The sequence below is a fragment of the Altericroceibacterium xinjiangense genome (assembly GCF_003958635.1).
Lineage (GTDB): Bacteria > Pseudomonadota > Alphaproteobacteria > Sphingomonadales > Sphingomonadaceae > Altericroceibacterium_A > Altericroceibacterium_A xinjiangense.
The window spans coordinates 110,983-133,035 of record NZ_RSEK01000006.1 but is presented as its reverse complement, the minus strand read 5'-3'; the positions used below and the strand labels follow the sequence as shown (position 1 = coordinate 133,035).

Annotated in this window: 21 protein-coding genes; 11 read left to right on the top strand and 10 right to left on the bottom strand. The window is 65.3% G+C overall.

Annotation, left to right across the window (positions count from 1 at the left end):
* Window positions 1-2 precede the first annotated feature (2 nt).
* A complete protein-coding gene (locus ELY13_RS08950) occupies window positions 3-1,601 on the bottom strand; it encodes a GMC family oxidoreductase (protein ID WP_126173566.1) in 1,599 nt (532 codons plus the stop codon).
* Between the two features lie 172 nt (window positions 1,602-1,773).
* Between ELY13_RS08950 and ELY13_RS08945 the strand changes: the two genes are divergently transcribed.
* From ELY13_RS08945 to ELY13_RS08935, 3 genes are all read left to right on the top strand, one after another.
* The gene (locus tag ELY13_RS08945; protein ID WP_206436021.1) at window positions 1,774-2,634 is read left to right on the top strand and encodes an alpha/beta fold hydrolase; all 861 of its coding nucleotides are present in this window, start codon (window positions 1,774-1,776) and stop codon (window positions 2,632-2,634) included.
* Entirely contained in the window at window positions 2,631-3,899 is a 1,269-nt protein-coding gene (locus ELY13_RS08940) for a spinster family MFS transporter (RefSeq protein ID WP_126173564.1), read from the top strand. The genes ELY13_RS08945 and ELY13_RS08940 overlap by 4 nt, the downstream gene beginning before the upstream one ends.
* 331 nt (window positions 3,900-4,230) lie before the next feature.
* Window positions 4,231-4,824, top strand: a complete 594-nt coding sequence (locus ELY13_RS08935) for an OmpA family protein (RefSeq protein ID WP_241233610.1) — start codon at window positions 4,231-4,233, stop codon at window positions 4,822-4,824.
* Between the two features lie 46 nt (window positions 4,825-4,870).
* Here the strand turns inward: ELY13_RS08935 and ELY13_RS08930 are convergent, their stop codons facing one another.
* Genes ELY13_RS08930 through ELY13_RS08920 form a run of 3 tightly spaced genes read right to left on the bottom strand, consistent with a single transcriptional unit; the run spans window position 4,871 to window position 9,020 of the window.
* Window positions 4,871-6,307: an efflux transporter outer membrane subunit gene (locus tag ELY13_RS08930; RefSeq protein WP_126173562.1), complete on the bottom strand. Its 1,437-nt coding sequence runs from the start codon at window positions 6,305-6,307 to the stop codon at window positions 4,871-4,873.
* A gap of 8 nt (window positions 6,308-6,315) precedes the next feature.
* Window positions 6,316-7,881: an MDR family MFS transporter gene (locus tag ELY13_RS08925; protein WP_126173561.1), complete on the bottom strand. Its 1,566-nt coding sequence runs from the start codon at window positions 7,879-7,881 to the stop codon at window positions 6,316-6,318.
* Window positions 7,881-9,020 (bottom strand): HlyD family secretion protein, encoded by a 1,140-nt coding sequence (locus tag ELY13_RS08920; protein WP_126173560.1) that lies wholly within the window; start codon window positions 9,018-9,020, stop codon window positions 7,881-7,883. The genes ELY13_RS08925 and ELY13_RS08920 overlap by 1 nt, the downstream gene beginning before the upstream one ends.
* Before the next feature lie 96 nt (window positions 9,021-9,116).
* Between ELY13_RS08920 and ELY13_RS08915 the strand changes: the two genes are divergently transcribed.
* Complete coding sequence (locus ELY13_RS08915) at window positions 9,117-9,560, top strand: MarR family winged helix-turn-helix transcriptional regulator (RefSeq protein WP_126173559.1); 444 nt, start codon at window positions 9,117-9,119, stop codon at window positions 9,558-9,560.
* A gap of 3 nt (window positions 9,561-9,563) precedes the next feature.
* On the opposite strand, the gene ELY13_RS08910 is transcribed toward ELY13_RS08915, so the two are convergent.
* The gene (locus ELY13_RS08910; RefSeq protein ID WP_126173558.1) at window positions 9,564-10,889 is read right to left on the bottom strand and encodes an FAD-binding oxidoreductase; all 1,326 of its coding nucleotides are present in this window, start codon (window positions 10,887-10,889) and stop codon (window positions 9,564-9,566) included.
* Between the two features lie 216 nt (window positions 10,890-11,105).
* Here ELY13_RS08910 and ELY13_RS08905 point away from each other — a divergent pair, with 216 nt between their 5' ends.
* Genes ELY13_RS08905 through ELY13_RS08895 form a run of 3 tightly spaced genes read left to right on the top strand, consistent with a single transcriptional unit; the run spans window position 11,106 to window position 13,725 of the window.
* Window positions 11,106-11,894, top strand: coding sequence for a nucleotidyltransferase family protein (locus tag ELY13_RS08905; protein ID WP_126173557.1), 789 nt, complete (start codon window positions 11,106-11,108; stop codon window positions 11,892-11,894).
* Complete coding sequence (locus ELY13_RS08900; protein ID WP_126173556.1) at window positions 11,875-12,606, top strand: metallophosphoesterase family protein; 732 nt, start codon at window positions 11,875-11,877, stop codon at window positions 12,604-12,606. Before ELY13_RS08905 ends, ELY13_RS08900 begins: the two co-directional genes overlap by 20 nt.
* Before the next feature lie 42 nt (window positions 12,607-12,648).
* Entirely contained in the window at window positions 12,649-13,725 is a 1,077-nt protein-coding gene (locus ELY13_RS08895; protein ID WP_126173555.1) for an AI-2E family transporter, read from the top strand.
* 103 nt (window positions 13,726-13,828) lie between these two features.
* Here ELY13_RS08895 and ELY13_RS08890 read toward each other — a convergent pair whose 3' ends face one another.
* The 5 genes from ELY13_RS08890 to ELY13_RS08870 all read right to left on the bottom strand — a co-directional run bounded on the left by ELY13_RS08890 (window position 13,829) and on the right by ELY13_RS08870 (window position 17,922).
* Window positions 13,829-15,196, bottom strand: a complete 1,368-nt coding sequence (locus ELY13_RS08890) for a phosphomannomutase/phosphoglucomutase (RefSeq protein ID WP_126173554.1) — start codon at window positions 15,194-15,196, stop codon at window positions 13,829-13,831.
* A gap of 297 nt (window positions 15,197-15,493) precedes the next feature.
* Window positions 15,494-15,796: a hypothetical protein gene (locus tag ELY13_RS08885; RefSeq protein WP_126173553.1), complete on the bottom strand. Its 303-nt coding sequence runs from the start codon at window positions 15,794-15,796 to the stop codon at window positions 15,494-15,496.
* 73 nt (window positions 15,797-15,869) lie between these two features.
* Window positions 15,870-16,082 (bottom strand): hypothetical protein, encoded by a 213-nt coding sequence (locus tag ELY13_RS08880; RefSeq protein ID WP_126173552.1) that lies wholly within the window; start codon window positions 16,080-16,082, stop codon window positions 15,870-15,872.
* A 56-nt stretch (window positions 16,083-16,138) separates the two neighbouring features.
* Window positions 16,139-17,101: a glycosyltransferase family 2 protein gene (locus ELY13_RS08875; protein ID WP_126173551.1), complete on the bottom strand. Its 963-nt coding sequence runs from the start codon at window positions 17,099-17,101 to the stop codon at window positions 16,139-16,141.
* Window positions 17,098-17,922 carry a hypothetical protein gene (locus ELY13_RS08870; RefSeq protein ID WP_126173550.1) on the bottom strand — a complete coding sequence of 275 codons (825 nt, stop codon included), beginning with the start codon at window positions 17,920-17,922 and terminating at the stop codon, window positions 17,098-17,100. Before ELY13_RS08870 ends, ELY13_RS08875 begins: the two co-directional genes overlap by 4 nt.
* Before the next feature lie 194 nt (window positions 17,923-18,116).
* Between ELY13_RS08870 and ELY13_RS08865 the strand changes: the two genes are divergently transcribed.
* From ELY13_RS08865 to ELY13_RS08850, 4 genes are read left to right on the top strand one after another with little or no spacing between them, the layout of a single operon-like run.
* Window positions 18,117-19,565, top strand: a complete 1,449-nt coding sequence (locus tag ELY13_RS08865) for a carotenoid oxygenase family protein (protein WP_126173549.1) — start codon at window positions 18,117-18,119, stop codon at window positions 19,563-19,565.
* A complete protein-coding gene (locus ELY13_RS08860; RefSeq protein ID WP_126173548.1) occupies window positions 19,562-20,092 on the top strand; it encodes a nuclear transport factor 2 family protein in 531 nt (176 codons plus the stop codon). Before ELY13_RS08865 ends, ELY13_RS08860 begins: the two co-directional genes overlap by 4 nt.
* Window positions 20,089-21,192, top strand: coding sequence for an NAD(P)-dependent alcohol dehydrogenase (locus tag ELY13_RS08855; protein ID WP_126173547.1), 1,104 nt, complete (start codon window positions 20,089-20,091; stop codon window positions 21,190-21,192). The genes ELY13_RS08860 and ELY13_RS08855 overlap by 4 nt, the downstream gene beginning before the upstream one ends.
* On the top strand, window positions 21,192-22,046 hold the full coding sequence (locus ELY13_RS08850) for an alpha/beta hydrolase (protein ID WP_126173546.1): 855 nt from the start codon (window positions 21,192-21,194) through the stop codon (window positions 22,044-22,046). Before ELY13_RS08855 ends, ELY13_RS08850 begins: the two co-directional genes overlap by 1 nt.
* The last annotated feature ends 7 nt before the right edge of the window (window positions 22,047-22,053 follow it).

Genomic DNA, 22,053 nt, shown 5'->3' with positions numbered 1-22,053 from the left:
TTTCACGCCCCGCGCAGCAGATCCGATGCCTTTTCGGCGATCATGACAGTCGGAGCGTTGGTGTTGCCCCGGATGATGTCGGGCATCACCGATGCATCGACCACCCGCAAGCCGGGCACTCCGCGCACCCGCAGCTGCGCATCGACCACGGCCTGCTTTCCGGTGCCCATTGCGCAGGTGCTGGTCGGGTGCCCGCCGCTCATCACGCTGGCGCGCAGCCAGCCATCGATCGCCTCGTCCGATGTCGCGTCGGCGCCGGGCGCCAGTTCCGCGCTGACGTGCTCGCTGACCGGGGCTGTGGCGAAGAAGCGGCGCATGAACCGGACCATCTCGCGCATCCGCACCCGGTCGGATTCCTCGGCCAGGAAGTTCAGCAGGATGCGCGGGTTTTCGGCCGGGTCGGCGGAACGGAGCGACACGCGGCCCCGGCTTTCGGGGTTGAGCAGCAAGGTTCCGGCTGACAGCTGGTGGCCCACGCCTTTGCGTACGCCAGGAAACCACGGGCGCGCAGCGTAGGACGTATGGCTGACCTGGAACTGGATGTCGGGCCGGTCTTCCTTGTCGCTGGAGCGGTAGAAGCCTTGCACGGTCAGCGGGCTTTGCGCGGGATGGCCTTTCCCGGTCAACCACCACCGGGCGACGGAGAACGCCAGCCGGTCAAGCCGCAGGTCGCGCTCAAACGTGTGGTTCTTCGATGCCTGCCAGAAGGTGAGGGCGATCGGGTGGTCCTGCAGGTTCGCGCCGACGCCGGGGAGATCGACCAGCGGATCGATGCCGATTTCCTTCAGGTGGCTCGCCGGGCCAATGCCAGACAGCATCAACAGCTGGGGCGAATGGAACGCGCCCGCGCTCAGGATCACTTCCCGCCGCGCGCGCAGCTGGCGCAAGGGGCCTTCCTGCCGGTATTCGACGCCGGATGCCCGGCCATCCTCGATCAGCACGCGGGTGGCTTGCGCGCTGGTGACGACCCGCAGGTTCGGCCGGTTCTTTGCCGGTTCCAGATAAGCGCGCGCGGTGCTGTCCCGGCGGCCGTTGCGGATCGTGCAATCGGGAATGCCGAAGCCTTCGGGCTCCGCCACGTTGAAATCGTCGGTTTCCTGATAGCCGAGTTCCTGCGCCGCCTCGATGAAGGCCGGATAGAGTTCCGGATGAGTCTTCATCGGGGTGACGGCGAGCGGTCCTTCGCCGCCATGTTCCGGCCCGGCGCCGCGCCAGTTGCGTTCCGCTCGCTTGAAATAGGGCAAGACGTCTGCGTAGCCCCAGCCGGGCAGACCGCTGGCTGCCCAGGAATCGTAATCGGCGGCCATGCCCCGGATGTACATCGTTCCGTTGATCGAGCTGCACCCGCCCAGCAGCTTTCCGCGTGGCAGGGGCTGGACGCGGCCATCAAGGTGCGGCTCCGCCTCGCTTTCCGTGCCCCAGCCGAAACGGGGGCTGGACGATGCGGTCATCCACGCGAGCGGCATTTCGATCAGCGGGTGGCGATCCGACCCGCCTGCTTCCAGCAGCACGACCTGCACGGTGGGGTCCTCGCTCAGCCGGTTGGCCAGCACGCAACCGGCGCTGCCCGCACCAACGATGATGTAATCGCAATCCGACATGGTTCCTCCGGTGCTCCCTATTGCGGAAATCGGCGCTCTCCGCAAACCGATCCTCGATGACGGGGGAGCTTGCGCTTCCGCTTGCCGGAAGATCGGCCGCCGGATCAACGTGGCTCTCCAGTGTTCGTCCCGTCCACTTTCCGCTACGGACGCCGGCTGGCGGAGGCGAACAGTGGAATTTGCGGAGCATCGCTATCGGAGCGCGGACGGAAAGCTGGACCTTTTCGCCCGGGATTACCCGGGGGAAGGGCCAGCCCTGCTACTGATGCACGGGCTCACCCGCAACAGCGCGGATTTCGAGCCGCTGGCGGCTTGCCTTTCCGGGCGGTACCGCCTGATCGTGCCTGATCAGCGCGGGCGCGGCTTGTCGCAGCCGGATTCCGATCGGGCGAATTACCGCCCGGACATCTATGTCCAGGACATGTTCGTCCTGCTCGATGGGTTGGCGATCGACCGGGCGGGGCTGATCGGCACGTCGATGGGCGGGCTGATGGCGATGATCATGGCGTCGATGCAGCCGGACCGTATCCCGGCCATCGTGCTCAACGACATCGGTCCTGAAATCGACCCCGCGGGGCTGAGGCGGATCGCGGGCTATGTCGGACCGGGTGAACCCTTCGCCACCTGGGCCGAAGCGGCGGCCCGGTGCAAGGCGATCAACCAGGATGCCTTTCCCGACTTCACCGGGCGGGACTGGAACGACTTTGCCCAGCGCACGTGCCGGGAAGGGGAGGATGGCCGGATCGCCTTCGCCTATGATCCGGCGATTGCCGCAGGGTTCCAGAACGAGGGCGGCGTGGCGCCCCCCGATTTATGGCCGCTGTGGGATGCGCTGGCCGCCGTTCCTGTCCTGCTCCTGCGCGGTGAGTTGTCCGATCTCCTGAGCGCTGGCACCGCCCGGCAAATGGCTCGTCGCCATCCGGGCCCGTTTTCCCGGGTGGACGTCCCGCGCCGGGGGCATGCCCCGCTGCTGGATGAGCCGGAGGCTTTCGCGGCGCTCGAGACTTTCCTCGCCAGGTACGTCGGCGAATGAGTGCCCCGGAACAAAGCGCCGCAAAACCGGGCGTCGTGCTGACGATGCTGCTGATCGTCTACGTGTTCAACTTCATAGACCGGCAGATCCTCGCCATTCTAGCCGCGCCGATCCAGCGCGACCTTGAGCTGAGCGACAGCCAGATGGGGCTGCTTGGGGGCTTTGCTTTCGCGCTGCTCTATTCCACCCTGGCCGTACCGCTTGCCGCGCTGGCGGACCGCACCAGTCGGTCCTGGGTGATAACCGTCTCGCTGGTGGTGTGGAGCGGGTTCACCGCGGCCTGTGGGCTGGCGCAGAGCTTCGGGCAGATATTCCTCGCCCGGCTGGGTGTGGGCGTCGGGGAAGCGGGCGGAGTTGCCCCGTCCTATGCCGTCATCGGGGACTATTTCCCCAGCAAGCGGCGCGCGTTTGCCTTGTCGATCTACTCGCTCGGGATTCCGATCGGTTCGGCGGCAGGGGTGCTGGCGGGCGGCTATATCGCCAGCGCGATCAGCTGGAGACTGGCGTTCTTCGTTGTCGGATTGGGCGGCTTGCTCGTCGCGCCGCTGTTCAAGCTGCTGGTCCGGGACCGGCCGCGCGCAGCTGTAGGCGACACTCCATCCGAAAGGCCGTCCTTTGGCGAGACGGCCCGGCTTCTGGCGGGCAAGCGCGCCTTCTGGCTGCTGTCATTCGGCGCGGCCTCGTCCTCGATGATCGGTTACGGCATCGCGTTCTGGCTGCCGAGCCTGCTGCAGCGCAGTTTCGGTTTTGACTTGATCCAGGCCTCCCAATTCTACGGCGCGCTCCTGCTGCTGGGCGGTATCGCCGGCGTGCTCGGCGGCGGCTGGGTGGCTGACCGGTTGGGGGGTAGGAACCGGGCCTGGTACGGGTATGTCCCCGCGCTGGCCTACGTGATCGGCACTCCGCTGTTCGCCGCCGGGATCAGCAGTTCCAGCGCGAAGGTCGCGTTCCTCCTATTCCTGGTGCCGCAGGGGTTGTCCTATGTCTGGCTGGGGCCGGTGCTCTCCGCGATCCAGCACCTCGTTTCACCTCCGGCGCGGGCGACGGCCTCGGCCTTGTTCCTGCTGATCAACAACCTGATCGGCCTCGGCGGCGGGATTTACGCGCTGGGTGCCTTTTCGGAATTCCTCACGCCCGTCTATGGAGCTGAGGCCCTGCGGTATTCGATGCTCTACGCGCTTGCGCTCTACGGCGTTGCCGCGCTGCTGATGGCCTTGGCTGGCCCTCACCTGCGGCGCGAATGGGTGGCGGAACAAGCTGCCTGAGAGAAGCCCCCCGCCGAAGCGGGGGGCAGGTAGGGACGCGTATCCGGCCAAGAGGAAAGCCGGCTGCCCAAATTACGCATCTGGAAGTCTGCCGTTCCACCGCTCAGCGGTGCCCGCATGCAACTCGTCGCTTCGGGAAAGGGAACGATGGCGGCTATTCCGCATTTGCTGTGGAACTGGACTTCTTCGTCAGCCGACAGGTGCGGAGTCACGTTCCGGAGGCGAACACTTGCGGGATCGCAGGCCGCAGCCGCCGCAGACATGGGCCGGACGATCCGGCGCTAAGAGGAGAACCCAAATGGCCAATATACCGGTTGAACGGAAATCAAGCTTGGCATGGCTCTGGATCCTGCTGGCTCTCATTTTGCTGGCCCTGCTGCTGTGGTGGATCTTCGCCGATGATGACGAAGTGGAAACGGTTGCCCCAATGGCTGCTGAAACCGCGGTGATGACCCCGGTCGACAACACGCCAATGGCCGGTACGACCGAACCTGTCGACACCGTAGGGCCGGCCGGCACTGCGCTGACCGCGGAAACCGCCGCTCAGGCAAACCAGAACGCCCTGCAGCGGCTGACAGCCAATCCTGACGCAACCCCGCGGGTCTACTTCGCCTTCGATTCGGCCGAACTGACCGACGGCGCCAAGGCAGTGCTCGATCAGCTGGTGCAGGTAAATCCGGGCGCGAGAACCGAAGGCATCACGTTGGCCGGGTTTGCGGACCGCGCTGGTCCGGTGCCGTACAATCAGGAGCTCTCCGGCGAGCGTGCCGAGGCTGTGAAGCAGTACCTCAGCACCAAGGGCATCGCCGCCGACGTGATCGAAACCGAAGCGGAAGGCGAACGGCCGCCCCTCGTTGAAACTGGCGACGGCGTGCGCGAACCGCTCAACCGCCGCGTGCGGATCGAGATGGGCGACAGCGCCTAATCATTGAGAAGTTGCTAATCGAAGGGCCGCGGATTTCCGCGGCCCTTCACGTTTCCGGCCCAGCCGACCATCCAAGGCCAAGCGCCTTCTCGACCTGTACGAAGGCGATCGTCAGCGCAGTCTTGCCGCTGACCAGCGCCTGCTCCGCGGCAAGATGCTGCCGTTCCGCTTCGATCACCTCTGTCTGCGCCACGACACCCGCCTGATAGCGTTGCCCCATCAATTCGACGATCCGGGCGGTGCTCTCTTCCGCCCGTGCGAGGCTGGCGACGACCTCACGGCGATACCGGAAGGCCGCCAGCGCATCCTCGACATCGCGCAAGGCTGCAAGAACGACCGCCCGGTATGCCGCTTCCGCTTCGTCGCGCGCTGCTTCTGCCTGATTTACCCGCGCCTTTGCTTGCCCGAAGTCCAGCAGGTTCCACTCCAGCATCGGCGCCGCGATCGTGGTGAAATCGTCCAGTTGGCCAAGGTCCGTCAGGCGAGTTCCGCCAATCCCGAGGATGCCCATGAAGCTGAGCCGCGGCAGGCGCGCTGCCTCGGTGGCGCCGATCCGGTCGGTCGCGGCGGCAAGCTGCCGCTCCGCAGCGCGGATGTCGGGGCGGCGGCGTAGCAGAGCCGCGGGATCGCCGACGGCGACGCTCGCCGGGGGCAGGGGAATCGCCGCGTTCCCGCTCACCAGCGCATCGATCGATCCCGGGATCTGACCCGTCAGGATCGCCAGCGCGTTCTGGAACGCGGCGGCTTCGGCGTAAGAGGGGAGCAGTTGCGCTTCGGCGTTTCGTATCTCGGCCTGCTGCTGTTCGATATGAATTTGCGAAGCCGTGCCCCGTTCGAAACGCTGCCGGATGAACTCGAGCACCTGGCGCCTTGCGTCCAGTTGCCGTTCCCCCAGGGCTATGCGCAGCTGCGCTTCCCGCAGCTGCAGATAGGACTGGGCTACGGCGGCCGTCAGGGTAACCTGCGCATCGGCGACACTGGCCTCTGCCGCTTCGAACCGGGCCCGTTCCGCCTGGTTCAGTCGCCGTCCGCCACCGAACAAGTCGATTTCCCAGCTGGCGTTGAGGCCAAGGTTGAAGAACGTGACGGCGCTCGCGCCGTCCGATGGCGCCTCCTCGCTTCCGAGGTCAAGGCCGGGCAGTCGCAGGTGCGCCGCGGTGCCCGTCGCGCTGACGGTCGGGTAATCATTTCGGCGCTCTATCCGCAGGGCGGCGCGGGCTTGTTCGACGCGGGCACGTGCGACCGCGAGGTCGGGGCTGGCGGCAAGCGCCTGCTGTTCCAGCTGGTTCAGCACCGGATCGTCAAGCGCCCGCCACCAGCGGGCCAGTTGCGGCTCCTCCTCCGGCATGGTCGGCGTAGCGCGAACGAAGCTGCCGTTCTCGTCGCCAATGGGAGGCAGGACCCGCGGAGGGCCCGCGTAGTCCGGTCCCACCGTACAGGCGCCGAGGAGGAGCAGAGAAGAAAGGGGGATGAGCTTGCGCATGGCGCTCCTCAATGCATCGGGGCCGCTGAGATGCCTTTCGGCAGCGGCTTCAGGAACAGGACGAGCGGGGTCACGGCGACGGTGCCTACCGCCAGAAGCCAGAACAGGTCGTTGTAGGTCATCACCAGCGCTTCCCGCATGATAGTGCCGGAAATCGCCCGCAGCGCAGCTTCGGCGCTGCCGAGCATTTCCGTCATCCCGGCAAGATGGTCCTGCACGGCCAGGTTGTTGGCCTGCAGCAGTTCCTCGATCCTGCGAGTGTGAAGCCACATGCGCTGCTCCTGTATCGTGGCGAGGCTTGCCAGCGCGAGCGAGCCGCCAATGTTGCGGGCAGCGTTGAACAGGCCCGCCGCATCGCCGGCGTTTTCGCGCGGAACGGACGAGATCGCTGCCTGGTTGAGAAACACGAAAGCAAGGATCATCCCGGTGCCCCGCAGAACCTGGGATACGACGAAATCGCCGCCGTCCGCGGCCGCGGTAAGGGTCGTCTCGACATAGCAGCTCATCGCCAGGATCAGCATCCCGGCCGCAACGGCGACCCGCAGATCGAGGTACCGCATCAGCAGCGGCGTGAACGGCATCAGCATCATGCTGGGAATGCCGGACAGCATCACCACCTTGCCAGCCTGGAGCGCGTTGTAGTCGGCAATCGCGGCCAGGAACTGCGGGATCACGAAAGAGGTGCCGTAGAGGACCATGCCCATCATCAGGGCCATGACCATCACGCTGCCGAACGAGCGATCAAACATCAGCGATAGCCGGATCACCGGCCTCGCGGAGGTCACCTGTCCGATTGCCAGCAATACGAACCCGAAGGCGCTCATGGCGGCCAGCTGGACGATGAACGCGGAGGAAAACCACTGTTCCCGGTTGCCTTCTTCCAGCATCACGGTCAGCCCGCCAAGCCCGAGCGCCAGGCCCAGGATGCCGAGCCAGTCGGCGTCCGCCAGCAGTTCCGGCTTCATCTTCCGGTGGGGCAGGCCGACCAGCAGCAGCGTCACGAGGATCACGCAGATCGGCACGTTGATGAGAAAAGCGTAATGCCAGCTGAATTCCTCGGTCAGCCAGCCGCCCAGCAACGGCCCGATCACCGGGCCCGCGATGGCGGTGACCCCGAAGGCGGCCGAGCCGATGGGCTGCTGGCTTGGGGGCAGGCGAGTGGCGATGATGGTCATGGCCGTGGGGATCATCGCCCCGCCGGTGAAGCCTTGACCCGTGCGGCCGATTACCATCATCGTCAGGGTGCTGGCGGTTCCGCAGACCACTGAAAATCCGGTAAAGAGAATTGCGGCGATCAGCAGGAGCGTTCGCAGGCCGAGCACCCGCTCAAGCCAGGCGGACAGCGGGATGATGATGATTTCGGCGACGAGGTAGGACGTCGCGATCCACGTCGCTTCGGTGGCGGTCGCGCCGATTTCCCCCTGAATCGTGGGCAGGGCCGAGTTGACGATGGAGATGTCGAGCGTCGCCATCATCGCGCCCAGCGTGCCGGCGGCGACGGCCAGCCACGCGCCGAGATCGGCTTTCTCCTGCGCGCCGCCGGCAGCGGCGGCCGTCGGTGCGGCGCTGGCCATTACTCGGCTGCCTGCTCGATCCGTTCCAGGCTCCCCTTGGCGGAAAGGGTGTTCACGGTCGTCGTCACCGACATCCCGGGCAGCAGCAGCGCGCGCACGGCGGCCGGAGCCTGAATCGAGATGCGCACGGGGATCCGCTGGACGATCTTGGTGAAGTTGCCGGTCGCGTTTTCCGGCGGAAGGAGAGAGAACTGCGCCCCGGTGCCGGGGGCAAAGCTGTCCACCCGGCCGGCAAGTTCGATCCCCTCCAGCGCATCGACTTCGATCGTGACAGGCTGGCCGACGCGCATCAGGCCGACTTGCGTCTCCTTGAAGTTCGCCTCGACATAAAGCTGGCTGACCGGGACGGTCGACATCAGCCGGGTGCCCGGCTGGACGAACTGGCCGGCGCGCACGCTCTTGTTGCCGATCCGGCCGGCGATGGTCGCCCGGATAACCGTGGAGCCGAGGTTGACGTTCGCTTGCGACAGCTGCGCCTCACCAGCCTCACCCTGGGCGAGTGTCTGGCCGACTTGCGCCTCCAGCGTGCCGACGCGGCGGCGGGCTGCTTCCAGCGCCGCCCGCGCCGCGGCGACTTGCGCCTGCGTCTGCTGTAACCGCGCCCGCCGCTGGGTCAGCGCCTCGCGCGGTTCCGCCCCGGTGGCGACGAGTGGTTCGTACCGGTTCACTTCGGTGCGCGCGAGTTCAAGATCGCTTTGGGCGGCGTCCAGCTGGGCTTGCGCCTCCTGCACGGCGGCGCCTTGTTCCGCGATCTGGGCGCGTACGCCCTCCGCATTTGCCCGGGCGATGTCGATCTGCGCCTGCGCCTGCGCGGCCTGGGCGCGATAGTCGCGGGGGTCGATCCGCACCAGCGGATCGCCGGGCTTCACCGCCTGGTTGTCCGCAACGAACACCTGTTCGACATAGCCGGCGATCTTTGGCGAGACGACGACTGCATCGGCCTGGATGTAGGCATCGTCGGTGCTTTCGAGGTATTTCCCGACTTGCTGATACTCCACGAACCAGGCGATGCCGAGGGCGACAAGCCCTAGCAGGATGGCGAGCAGCACCAGCCGCACTCCTCGTCTGCGACGCGGGGAGCGGCGCGAAGCCTTTTCGGGTTCCACGTTCTGTTCGACAGCCGTTGTCTGGGCGTCCACCCTTCGCTCCTTGTTTCGACTCACCCACGGGATCGGGCTGCCACTTGGGCCCGATCAGCGGGTGATGCAATAGCTTATATTGAGGTTCCTCACTAAATGTCCGACACAGAAAACCTGGTGGCCGCGTACGCGGAACTCTACCTGCGCTTCGTGCGGGTAATGGACCGCCGCATGGCTGCCGAGGGCGCCTCGCTCGCCCGCACGCGCCTGTTGCTGTTCCTGCAGCGGAAAGGCCCCATGCGGGCGACGGCTATCGCCGAGTTCTTCGACCAGTCGCCCCGTACCGTGACCGAGGCAATCGACACGCTTGAACGGGATGGTCTTGTCCGCCGCAAGCCCGATCCGTCCGATCGCCGGGCCAAGCTGGTCAGCGTCACGCCCGCCGGGCTGGAGGCCGTCCGCAAGACCGAACCCTTGCGCAGCCAGATGGTCGAACGAACCTTCGGCGTGCTCAATGCGGAAGAGAAGGCCTGGTTGGCCGAGATTCTGGAAAGGCTGTCCGCCACGCTGCCCGGCAGCGGCGAAGGGCCGGAGGGCTGAAGATCAGGTGAGGAAAGAGAAGAACCGGTCCTCCGGATCGTACCGTTCTCGCAGCGCGCGCAGCCGGTCGAGGCATGCGGGGGCAAAGCAATCCTCCACTCGCTCGGGTCCGGCCGTCAGGTCCGTTTCCCCGACGTAGCGGCCTTTCCGATGCGGTGCGAGCGCTGCGTCGGCGCCGCTGACCCAGGCAAGGTGCGCCTCATCGTCAGCCGGATCGTCCCACAAGGCGTAGATTCCGGCCGAAGCGCCGCAGCCGACCGACAGGGCGCAGCCGAACAAGCCCGGATCGGGCGCATCGCAGCCATCTCCGCCCGGGGAGAAGATGGAGATCGTCGCGATCGAGGGACCTTCCGCCACCGGCTGCGCGGCGCGCAGCAGTTCTCCCGGCGAGGCGTCAGTCCACAGGTAGTCCCCCGCCATGCGCTTCCCCGATGGCATCGCGGAAAGCTGCGGCAAGTCGGCAAAGCCCATCGGCTTTTCCTCGAACGCCCCGGCTCGATCGACGGCAGCCGGACGGTCCCGGAAAGGAGTGAGCCGGTTGCGCACCTCGGCATCGTCGTCGCCCGTCGCCACCACTTGCAGATGCACCCCGGGTCCGGAAACCTGCGGCACCGATCCCGCGATGCACGTTATCTCGACCTTGGAATCGGCGGCGAGGGTGGCGGTGTCCAGCCAGTCCGCGATTGCCGGAACGCGCTCGAGCGGGAAGGTCGCGCTCAGCACGTGGACGCATTTCGGCAGCGGGTACAGCTTCAGCCGGTAGCGGGTCACCACGGCAAAGAAGCCGGAGCCTGCGCCCCTTGCCGCCCAGAACACGTCCGGATGACTGTCCTCGTTCGCGCGCAGGATCTCGCCCGCAGCGGTGACGACCTCGATTTCCGTCACGCTGAGACACGCCGGACCCCATTCGCCGAAGTTCCAGCCGAACCCGCCGCCCAGCAGGTACCCGCTCAACGCAACGTCCGGACAGTGCCCGACGGGAAAGGCAAGTCCATGGTCCGACAGCGCCTCGAGCAGCGCGCCGCCCTTGGCACCTGCACCGACCCAAGCCTGCCGTTTCTCCGCATCGATCGAAATTCCGTCAAGCGGGCCGAGGTCGATCAGCACGCCGCCATCGCGCAAGGCCGACGCCTGATAGTCGTGTCCGCTGCCGCGCACCGAAACCTTCAAGCCGTTCAGACGGGCGAACTCCACTGCTTCAACCACGTCCCGGGTCGATCGCGCCTCCACGATCCGCTCGGGAGAACGAGCATCGTGCAGCCGCTGATTCCAGATCAGCGCTTCGCGCGCTCGCTCGTAAGCCACTGAATTTTTCGCGAAACCGACCATGTCGGGAGCTTACGAGCGAGCCAGCGTGCCGTTCCCCGCAAGTGGTTGAACAAGGAAGCGGAGCGGTCCGGACGCGCTCGCCAATCAGGCGCGGGACGGCCGCATCCGCCCCTCCGTCAGGAGACAGTTTGGTGCCGTCCGGATCAATCCGGGCCTTCCGCGTGTTGACCCTGTGCACGCGCCTCGGACAAGCCGGGGCGGGGCTGGAAGGAAGCAATGAGTTCAAGCGGCACCATCGACCCCTCCCACTTCGATCCTCCGAAGGACGCGGAAGAGTTTTATCGCGAAGCGCTGCGGCTGATGGTGGAATGGGAAATCCCGTTCCTGCTTGGCGGAACCTATGCGCTGACCTGCTACACCGGAATCCGGCGTCCGACCAAGGACATGGACGTGTTCTGCAAGGCAGGCGACGCGCCGCGCCTGCTCTCCCGGTTCCAGGATGCCGGATACCGCATCTCGGTGGAAGACGAGCGCTGGATCGGCAAGGTCTGGCAGGACGATCTGTTCTTCGACGTGATCTACAGCTTCTCCTCGGCCAACCTGCCGGTGAGGGACAGCTGGTTCGAGGAGGAATATACCGCCGACGTCTACGGCGTGGATGTCCGGATCGTGTCGCCCACGGAGTTCATCATTTCCAAGCTGCTGCTGCAGGACCGCTACCGCTACGACGCGGCGGACATCGCCCACGTGATGCTGAAGAAGCATGAGGAAGTAGATTGGCAGCGGCTGCTGTCCGCGATGGAGTTGTACTGGGAAGTGCTGCTGATCCAGCTGCTCAACTTCCGGTTCGTCTATCCCAGTGAGCGGGACTGTATCCCGCAGTGGCTGATGGATGAACTGCTTGAGCGAGTGCAGATGCAGAGCAAGCTTCCACCCACCAAGATGAGAGTGTGCCGGGGGCGGCTGTTCTCCCCGCGCGATTACCTCGTCGATATCACCGATTGGGGCTTTGCCGACGTCGTCGGCAAGGGACTGGAGGAACCGCATGAACGAGAAGAACACTGAAACCCTGACTCTCGCCGCGATCGGCGACCTGCACGTGACGGAAAACTGCAAAGGCCGCTATCGTGAGCTGTTTGAGGACATGTCCGCGAACGCGGACATCGTCGCCCTGTGCGGCGATCTGACCAACGTCGGGAAGATAAGCGAAGCGGAGATTCTGGCTGAAGATCTTGCCGCCTGCTCCCTCCCCATGGTCGGCGTGCTCGGCAACCACGACTACGAATGCGGTATTCCCGAGGAGGTCACCCGCATCTTCGAGCAGGCGGGCGTGACGATGCTGGACGAAATGGCGACCGTGGTCGAAGGAATCGGCTTTGCCGGAGTGAAGGGCTTCATCGGCGGATTCGGCCGCAACGAACTCGGTGCCTTCGGGGAAGAGCCGATCAAGACCTTCGTCGATGAGGCACGGAACGAGGCGCGCAAGCTGGAAAACGGCTTGCGCTCGCTGCGGACCGAGAAGACCGTAGCGGTGCTGCATTACTCGCCGATCCACGATACGGTCGTGGGAGAACCGGCCGAAATCATGCCTTTCCTGGGCTCATCCCGGTTGGCGGCGGCGGTGGACCGCTTTGCCAACGTCAAGGCCGTTGTCCACGGCCATGCCCATCGGGGCGCATACTCAGGCACCACGCCCGGCGGAGTGCCGGTATTCAACTGCGCTCAGTTCGTGGTGGAGCCCAAGTTCGGGAGGCCTTACGCCCTGATCGAAATCTGAACGGACACTGGAACCTGCGGCCGCGTAAATCGTCGCACAGCTATGTCTCTGGAACCGACACGAGCGCCAAACGAGGCGCAGAGCATTGCCCTGACCGCCCGGAAGACGGCAGTCGTTCTCCTGCTGGTTGGGCTTGCGCTGCTGACGTACGCGCTTGCAGACGTGTTGGTGCTGATTTTCGGGGCAATCCTCGTCGCGGTGATCCTGCGGGCGATCGGGGACCCGATCAGCCACTACACCCGTCTCCCGCACAAGGTGTCCGTGCTGATTGCGGTCCTGCTGATCGCGTTGTTCATTGCGGCGGCTTCGTGGTTGGTCGGATCCCGGATCAATGCGCAGTTTTCCGACATGTGGCAGGCGCTGCCGCAGGGATGGGACCAGATACAGCAGCGGCTGAGCGGATCGTGGCTGGGCAACCAGGTCGCGTCCTCATTGCAGGAAGCGCGGCCGGATGTCCGGGATATTGCTGCACGGCTGGGCGTGATCGTTGCCTCTATCGGCGGGGTTCTGACCGATCTTCTGCTGGTGCTGTTTGCCGGTCTTTATCTTGCGCTTGCGCCCGGACTGTTCCGCGAGGGGCTGGCGAAGCTGTTCCCGAAGCGGCGGGAGGACGAAGTGAAATCGGCGCTGGACAACAGCGGCCGGGCGCTTCGCAAGTGGCTGCTCGCCCAGTTGATCTCCATGACTATCGTCGGCACGCTGACCGGTCTTGGTTTATGGCTCGCAGGGGTGCCCTATCCGATTGCCCTGGGCCTGGTTTCCGCGGTGATGGAATTCATTCCGATCGTAGGGCCGTTCCTGGCGGCGGTGCCCGGTATCCTTCTGGCCTTGCTGGACAGCACCGGGACGGCGCTGTGGGCCGCCGGTGTTTATCTCGCCGTGCAGCAACTCGAAAGCGATGTCATCACGCCCTACGTCATCAACGAGGCAGTCTCGATTCCCCCGGCGCTCACGTTGATGGGCGTGCTGATCCTGGGCGCCTTGTTCGGCGTTATGGGCGTAATCCTGGCCGCACCTATGCTGGTGGTCGCGATCGTGCTGACAAGCCAGCTCTATGTCAGAGATTCGCTGCATCACGACGTCCGGATTCCGGGCGCGGGCAAAGACGAGGACGATTGATCCCCGTCGAGTGAGCAGGCGGGGCACACGGCAGACGCGCCAGCGGAGTGGGACGGACGGCGCCCTGTCCGGCTGCAACTCCCGTTTATGCTGCGGCTCCTGTTTATGCTGCTCTATCGAGGTCCGGGCTGAGGCCTTCGCGGTGCAGTTCCCTGGCCAGTTCGCTTACGATCCGGTCGAGCGCCTCCGGCGAATCCGCCTCACACCGGGCGGCCAGCTTGTCCTCCGTCCCTGCATTGCGCAGCAGCCACCAGCCGCCGGGAACCCGGACGCGCAACCCATCGGTGCGATCGGCAGCTGTATGCCGCTGACCGATTGCGGACAGAACCGCCTCCTTCCGGGTCGCCGGGCAAGCAAAGCGCATTTCTGGGGTTGCGAACCGCTGCGGCAGGCCTTCGCGGAACTGCTCCAGCGTCTCGCCGGAACGAGCCAGCGCCCGCAAGGTCCGTACGGCGTTGTAGATCGCATCGTCGGCATGATGCCATCGGTCGCCGAAGAAGATGTGGCCGCTCATCTCTCCGGAAAACGGAGAGCGTTCCGCCAGCATACGGTCCCGGATCAGGACATAGCCCGATGGCGCCATCACGGGCTTTCCCCCGGCTTGCGCGATGCCATCGAACAGCACATCGCTGGATTTGACATCGGCAATGATGGTGCTCCCGGGATGATCGCGCAGGGTGTCGCGGGCCAGCAGCAGCATCAGCTGATCGGCCCAGACGATGTGTCCGCTGCCATCCACCACCCCGATCCGGTCTCCGTCGCCATCGAAGGCGAAGCCGAGGTCCAGCTGCTCCTCGATGACCTTGTGGCGTAGCATCGCCATGTTCTCGGGTACCGAGGGATCGGGATGATGATGCGGGAAATGCCCGTCGATCCGTGCACACAGCGCATGCTGCCCGGGCCCGAGCCGCTTTGTAAGCCGGGAAACGATGTCTCCCGTTGCGCCGTTCCCGCTGTCCCAGGCGGCAGGCGGCAGGGCGATCCCCTCCAGCTCCGCGCACAAGGCATCGAGATAGGCCTCGCTGGCATCGACCGGTTCAAGATGGCCGCCGGGCGCTTCGGCGGGATCGATCGTCCACAAGGCGCCCAGCGCCTGTCCGTGAACCGGATGCCCGCTCAGGTGGAACTTGAACCCGTTCTGGTCGGCCGGGTTGTGCGATCCCGTGACCATCACCCCGCCATCAAGGCCAAGAGTGCGAATGGCGAAGGAGAGAAGCGGTGTAGGCCCAGGCGGCAGGTGGCTGATTTCCATCCCGCCTTGCAGCAAGGCTGCGATCAGTGCGCCTTCCAGTTCGGGGGAGCTCAGCCGTCCATCGCGGGAGACGGCGATCCGCCGCGCTCCTTTTTCACGCGCAAGAGCGGCGAACGCGCGGCCGACCGCGCGGGCATCGTCCACGGTCAAGGTCGTCCCGACCACGCCGCGCAAGTCGTAGCTGCGGCGGAGCTTCGGATTGATCGCCGGTTCAGCCACGGGTTGCCTTGCCGGATACAAGTTTACCCAAGGCGGTGCCCAGCGACGTGCGCACGATCGTTTGCTCCACCGTCATGTCCATCGGCTGCCTTTCGAAGTCGTGGCCAGATAGCGCCCGTGTTCCCGCCGCACCGGCGGTGCAGCGGGAAGGGAGTTTACCGAAATGAGGTGCGCTGGAACAGCCCGCGGCGAGACAAGGCTGCACGGGTCGCTGATCGGCAGGGCGGATGAAGCCCGGGAGGCGGTGTCAGCGGTGGTCCTGCGCAACTACGTTGGCTGTGATACTGCCCGCTCGTATCAGTCCTGTTCGTCGTCGTCGTCGCGGCTGACGAACTTGTTGAACCGGCTCACCTCGCCATCGGCGGTTTCGTCCTGGTGCAGGAAGGCGAGGTTATTGTCCTCGAAGGTCTCGAAGAAGGTATCCCAGTCGATCGGTTCGAGATTCTCGTCATCCTCGCCGCCGGGCTCCTCGAAGTTGATCCGCAGAATGCCGCCGCCTTGCTTGTGACCGGAGGCATCGACACGGGAGGGCGTGCCGCCCCGTTCCTCAACCCACTCGCGGATGAAATCGTGATCGGTCGTCTTGGTCGCGCTCGCCATGAATGTCTTGCTCCTCAGGTGCGGAGGGTGATCGTTTCTGACCAACGGATAGCGGCGGTGTGGTTTCCCGCCGTCAGCTGAAGATCAGCGCCAGCACGAGGATCAGGACCACGAGCACAAGGCAGCCGATGCCGGCCTTGGCGACGTTGAAGCCGGTCGCTCGCGCGCTCACCACGTCATTGGGGGATTGGCTGCCATGGACCAGACCGCTGCCGCAGGAAGGGCAGGCCGGGTCTTCCGGACCAAGATTTAGCCCGCAGTCAGGGCACGTCCGGTGTTCGCTCATGGCATGTCAACGTGCCGGCGCTGGGAAGGTTTCCCGTGCTCAAAGAAGGGGAAAGCTCATGCGGAACCGGGCGCTCCGGTGTCGGTCGGCCGCAAGCTGTCCACGTGGTCACCATAAGCTTCCAGACACTCGCGATAGCGCTCCCGCAGCTCCGCATCGCGGAACAGCTGCGCCATCTGCCACATGACGCCGGGGATCCACCGGGTGATCGAGTGATCTTCGACGTCGTTCTTGTTGAACGCGCCCCAGTTCCAGTCCCGGTCCCACTCCCGGGTAATTCCACCGCCGCGCGCGTGCTTGACGAGGTAATCCTCCCGCGTGCGGGTGTTGTAGTGGTTAACTTGCGCCAGATCCCAGCGAGCCGGCTGAAGCTGAAGGAACTCCCGCGCTTCCCGGTACGGAGTACCAACCGGCTGCCCCGCGCCGTCCACGGGTTCCAGCCGGAGCAGATCGTCTTCGCGCGCTCCCATCGGCCCGTGCGGGCTGAGGACCATTTCGTAGCTGCCCAACCGGGTGAAGAGTGTCTTGAACGATCCGTTGGATGCGTCCTCCCGCTCTGCCGACTGGGTAAAGCGTCCCAGCACCAGATCGGGTGACCAGGCCCGCCGGCCGGAGCTGCCGAAGATGCGCCAGTTGAGGAGGAACGCGGTCGCCTTAGGGACGGCGTCGATCAGATCGGGCACGCGTCCGTTGCCGGTGTGGACGTTGAGGAATTCATCGGCGTCGAGCACCATCGCCCAGTCGCCTTCGGCCTGCGGCAGGACCGCCTCGGCGGCCTTGTAGGCGACCAGTTGCGGCTTTTCATCGGGCCCGGGGGTGCAGCGCAAGTGGCGCAGCATTCCCATTTCTTCCAACCGGTCGAGCAGTTCGGGTGAGCGATCGACGCAGTCGTTGCTGCACACGATCACATCGGTGAACCCGATCAGCCGGTGATAGACCAGCCATTCGAGGACGAACGGCCCTTCGTTGCGCATCGCCGCAACCAGCGTGATCCGGCGGGAGGGTGTATCTTCGGTCACGAGCTTGCCCCTGCGGCTATCAGCGGGGCATCATCGGCACTCTCTGCCTGTTCCATTCCCAGTCGGTACCGTGTTTCCGCCGATAGCGGGCGACCCTGTTCCGCGACGGTCCGGGCAAAGCGCCGCCGCCACAGCGCAAACGGCCCCTGATGTTCCGAGTGGTTCTCCCCGCTGTTGACGAGGTAAGCGCCCTCGAGCGGCAGCATTGCCAGCGTCTCGCCAATTTCTCTGGCCCGGGCATCCCATTCATGGTGAGAGCCGAGCCGGTCATGCGGGACCGGCTGCCCAGGTTCCAGCCGCGCCACGGTGGAGGAGCCGCACAGCCGGTGGAACGGCCCGTCGAATGCATCCGGGTGCGGCAGCGGCAGGGCGTGGCCGCTGCGATGGTCGATCGCGAAACCGTCTTGCACCAGTCCGCCGATGATCCCGGGTCCGATCAACTTGCGGCTGATCTCCACGGTGCGCCGGTCGACCAGGTCATCCGCGTCGCAGTACATCAGCAGTCCGCCGCCTTGCTCCAGCACGTGCTCCCGGATCAGCCACTTCTTCATTCCGCCATCGTCGTTGGCACCGCTGGGTTCCGCGACCGGCCAATCGGCTTCAAGGAAATGGAACCGGGCATCGTTGGCGGCGAGAGCTTGCCAGCCTGCGGGAGCATCATGGCCCGCAACCACGATGCGAAAGTCCGCATCCGTCTGCGCAAGCAGCGAATGCAACGTCTGGTCGAACAGCCGGTTCACCTGGCCCCAGTCACGCGCGGCTTCGCGCGCGATTAGCGGGATTCCGAAGAAAAACGGCGCAGGATGTATCGAGCCGGTCAAGAAATCTCCCTGTCCAAGGTCCTTTGGGCGTGAACCGCGGCCCTAGCGGGAGAGTTCCCGAAGCGGCAAGGGCGGGTCGTAATTGACACTGCCCGGCGGGTAGTTGAGTTTGTTTCGAACAGAACAATGAGTCGGGTACGGCTATAAAGCCGACGCGGCCCGCCGAACAACGGTAGAGACAAGGGAGAGTCTCAATGGAAGTCACCTTCCCCCAAATTGCGCTGTACGAAGGCTGGGGCAAGCCGATGCGGTCCGAATGCACCGTGGAGGGGCTGGAGCTGATCGAGGGCAAGGTACCTGAAGAGCTGAACGGCACATGGTACCGCGCCGGGGCCGATCGCCAGTATCCCCCGATGAACGGGGAAGACATCTTCATCGACGGCGAAGGCATGATGTTCCAGTTCCGGTTCGAGGACGGGCACGTCAGCTACCGAAACCGCTGGGTCCGCACGCCCCGCTTCGAACTGCAACGCCAGCATCGCCGCGGATTGTTCGGCCAGTATCGCAACCGCTACACCGCCGCGCCGGAAGCGGAAGGCGTCAGCCCCGGTACGGCCAACACCTCGATGCTGTGGCACGGGGGACGGCTGATGGTGCTGAAGGAGGACGATCTCCCGTTCGAGATCGACCCCGACACGCTCGACACCATCGAGAAGACCGATCTGGGCGGACAAGTAAGCGCCGCCAGCCTTTCCGCCCACCCGAAAGTGGACTGGGTCACCGGCGAACTGATCACCTATTCCTTCCAGGCCAAGGGAGAGGCGACTCGCGATTTTGCGATCTACATCTTCGATCCCGAAGGGCGGAAGAAGCACGAAGTCTGGTTCGAGGCGCCATGGGCTGGCGTGGTGCACGACTTCGCAGTGACTGAAACCCACATCATCGTGCCGTTCTTCCCGCTCTGCACTCCGGACGTCGAAGGGCTGAAGCAGGGGCGCACCTTCTACGAATGGCATGACGACAAGCCGACCCGCGTCGCGGTGATCCCGCGCTACGGCAAGGCAGAGGACATCCGCTGGTTCGAAGGACCGACGACCAGCGCCGGGCACATGATGAACGCAGTGACCGACGGCACGACCATCCATCTCGACGTGTGCCTCTACGACGGAAACTGCTTTCCCTTCTTCAAGTCCCCGGACGGGCGTGATTTTCCGGCTGTTCCGCCGATCCTGACCCGGATGACATTCGACCTTTCGCGCAACGACGATGGCTATGAGACGGGGACCATCATGCCCGTCCCGTGCGAGATGCCGCGCACCGATGATCGCTGGCAGGGGCGCGACTACAGCCACGGCTGGGTGCTGGTCCGCGATCCCCGGACGGACACCTCCACCATCGGCCACGTCAACGTGAAAACGGGTGCGCTGGAAACCTGGAAGCACGGCCAGAAAATCGTCGCGCAGGAGCCGCAGTTCGTCCCCCGTGCGCCGGATTCGCGTGAAGGAGACGGATGGATCCTCTCGATCCTCAACCGGGTGGATGCCGGCCACAGCGAGATTGCTGTCTTCGACGCGCTGGACATTGCAAAGGGCCCGGTCGCCCGGCTGCACTTGCCCGTCCGCATACGGGCCAGCTTCCACGGGGTCTGGGTCCCCGACGAGGTGCGCGAGAGCGGCCGCTACGAAATGGAGGCCGTGGCGTGAGCGCATGCTGGCCCGAGGGGGTGCCGGCGCGGATGCCGGCGCAGGACCGCTGCGACATAGAGGAAACCTTCGCCCGCTACGCCTGGGGCATCGATCTTGCCGACGAGGACATGGTCCGTTCCGCCTTTGCGAAGGACGGAAGCTTCGATCACTTGTGGCAGGGCGAAGTACGCGGACACGACGCGATTATCGAGAACCTGAAGGAGCTGTGGTACGACCGGCAGCACTGGTGGCTGGGCCGACAGCACTTGTTCCAGCACTTCCTGATGACGCCCACGCAGGAAGGGGCGCGGGTCCGGTCCATGTTCCAGATTCTGCAGTTCAACGTCGATTACGGGACCAACTTCGTCTTCGGCATCGGCACACGGGATGACCGGCTGGTGAAGGAGGACGGCGTCTGGGTGTTCAAGCGCTTGTTCGTCAACGCCTGGCGATCCCTGGAAGACGTGCCGTTCAAGGGCGAGGTGCGGATACAGGGCCGCCCGAAGATGAGCCCTCCAAGGCATGAGCTGGAGGACGAGGAATGAGGATCACGGCCGCCGTTTCCCACGCCGGATCGCCTGCGCCGAAGCTGGAGGAGGTTGAACTCGCCGATCCGCGGGAGGATGAGATCCTTGTCCGGATTACCGCCACCGGCATCTGTCACACAGACCTTCATGCCCATGCCGGAATTGGCTGGCCCGGGCCCAAGCCTTCCGTGCTCGGCCATGAAGGAGCGGGCGTGGTCGAAAAGGTGGGCAGCGCCGTGACCCACGTGAAGCCGGGCGACAAGGTCGTGCTGTCGGGGGCATCGTGCGGCCAGTGCAGCCCATGCCTGGCTGGCACTCCGACCTACTGCCGTGAGGCGATGCCGCGCAGCTTCGGCTGCCGCCGATCGGACGGGACCAGCGCGCTGATGCAGGATGGGGAGCCGGTCGGCAGCCACTTCTTCGCCCAGTCGAGCTTTGCCACTTACGCCATCGCCCAGGCCCGCGGCGCGGTGCCGGTGCCGGACGACGTCCCGCTCGATATCCTCGCTCCGCTGGGCTGCGGGATCATTACCGGGGCTGGTGCGGTGATGGAAGGGTTGCAGGTCCGCCCGGGGCAAAGCCTGGTCGTGTTCGGCGCGGGCAGCGTCGGACTGGCGGCGGTGATGGCCGCGCGGATCGCCGGAGCGACCACCATCGTCGCGGTCGACGTGCTGGCCGACCGGTGCAAGCTGGCGCTGGAACTCGGCGCAACCCATTCGGTGGATGCGAGCGCGAACGATCCGGTCGAGGAAATCCGCAGGATCCTTCCGGGCGGGGCAGACTTCAGTTTCAACACGACCGTGTCCGCGGCTGTCTTCACGCAGGGCCTGAAGGTTCTGGGCAATCGCGGCGTCGCCGGGTTCGTCACGCGTCCGCGCGGGGAATGGACCCCGGACATGATGGACATGCTCGCCGGCGGCAAGACGCTGACCGGCATTCTTGGCGGCAGCGCCAATCCCCGCTTGTTCATCCCCAAGCTGATCGACTTCTGGCGTCAAGGCCGCTTCCCGCTGGAAAAGCTGATTGCCCGCTACAGTTTCAAGGATTTCGATCAGGCGTGGGATGATTGCGAGGCGGCCCGTGTGGTCAAGCCGGTGCTGGTGATGGAGGAAAGCTGATGGACCGCAAGTCGCTTTACGACCGGATTGCCCTGTGGGGCTCCGCCTTCACACCCGACATGCTGGGCGGAACGATGGAGCTTTATGCTCCCTTGGTAATGCGCCCGGAGGAAGAGCGGGTGCTGCGGGACATCGCCTACGGCTCGGATGAACGGCATCGGCTCGACGTCTTCCGCCCCGGGACGGACAACGCGCCCGTGCTGGTGTTCGTCCACGGCGGCGGCTTCGTGCGCGGCGACAAGGGCGGGCGGGACGACCCGTTCTACAACAATGTCGGCGCGTGGGCAGCCCGCAGCGGGTTTGTCGGCGTGACGATGACCTACCGCTTGGCCCCGACGCACCAGTGGCCTGCGGGTGGAGAGGACGTGCTGTCGGCGGTCCGCTGGTTGAAGGCGAACATAGCGGAACACGGCGGCGATCCAGACCGGGTCTTCGTGATGGGCCAGTCGGCCGGCGCGGCCCACGTGGCCGAGGCGGTGCGGCGTTCCTCCCCGGGCGATTTCTCCGGGGCGCTGATGATCTCCGGCATCTACGATGTGGTGGCGGCGGGGCGCAGCGAATTGCACGATGCCTACTACGGCACCGACGAAAACCGGTTCGCGCAGCAATCGACCATGCCTGCGCTCGGGGAAACGCAGATCCCGTGCCTGTTCAGCATCAGCGAGTACGATCCGCCCGAATTCCAGAGCCAAGCGGCAATGGTGGTCGAAGCGCGGCTGCAAGCCACACGGCATTGGCCGGAAATGCACTGGCTGGCGGGGCACAACCACTTGTCCAGCGTCAGTCAGATGGGGACCGAACATGACACGTTGGGCCCGCTGATTGCCGATTTCATTGAGCGGCACGGTCCGTAATAGAGAC

Coding starts and splice junctions, on each gene's coding strand:
- ELY13_RS08950 (WP_126173566.1), bottom strand. CDS start 1,601: ATGTCGGATTGCGATTACATCATCGTTGGTGCGGGCAGCGCCGGTTGC.
- ELY13_RS08940 (WP_126173564.1), top strand. CDS start 2,631: ATGAGTGCCCCGGAACAAAGCGCCGCAAAACCGGGCGTCGTGCTGACG.
- ELY13_RS08930 (WP_126173562.1), bottom strand. CDS start 6,307: ATGCGCAAGCTCATCCCCCTTTCTTCTCTGCTCCTCCTCGGCGCCTGT.
- ELY13_RS08925 (WP_126173561.1), bottom strand. CDS start 7,881: ATGGCCAGCGCCGCACCGACGGCCGCCGCTGCCGGCGGCGCGCAGGAG.
- ELY13_RS08915 (WP_126173559.1), top strand. CDS start 9,117: ATGTCCGACACAGAAAACCTGGTGGCCGCGTACGCGGAACTCTACCTG.
- ELY13_RS08910 (WP_126173558.1), bottom strand. CDS start 10,889: ATGGTCGGTTTCGCGAAAAATTCAGTGGCTTACGAGCGAGCGCGCGAA.
- ELY13_RS08905 (WP_126173557.1), top strand. CDS start 11,106: ATGAGTTCAAGCGGCACCATCGACCCCTCCCACTTCGATCCTCCGAAG.
- ELY13_RS08900 (WP_126173556.1), top strand. CDS start 11,875: ATGAACGAGAAGAACACTGAAACCCTGACTCTCGCCGCGATCGGCGAC.
- ELY13_RS08895 (WP_126173555.1), top strand. CDS start 12,649: ATGTCTCTGGAACCGACACGAGCGCCAAACGAGGCGCAGAGCATTGCC.
- ELY13_RS08885 (WP_126173553.1), bottom strand. CDS start 15,796: ATGGCGAGCGCGACCAAGACGACCGATCACGATTTCATCCGCGAGTGG.
- ELY13_RS08880 (WP_126173552.1), bottom strand. CDS start 16,082: ATGAGCGAACACCGGACGTGCCCTGACTGCGGGCTAAATCTTGGTCCG.
- ELY13_RS08865 (WP_126173549.1), top strand. CDS start 18,117: ATGGAAGTCACCTTCCCCCAAATTGCGCTGTACGAAGGCTGGGGCAAG.
- ELY13_RS08855 (WP_126173547.1), top strand. CDS start 20,089: ATGAGGATCACGGCCGCCGTTTCCCACGCCGGATCGCCTGCGCCGAAG.
- ELY13_RS08850 (WP_126173546.1), top strand. CDS start 21,192: ATGGACCGCAAGTCGCTTTACGACCGGATTGCCCTGTGGGGCTCCGCC.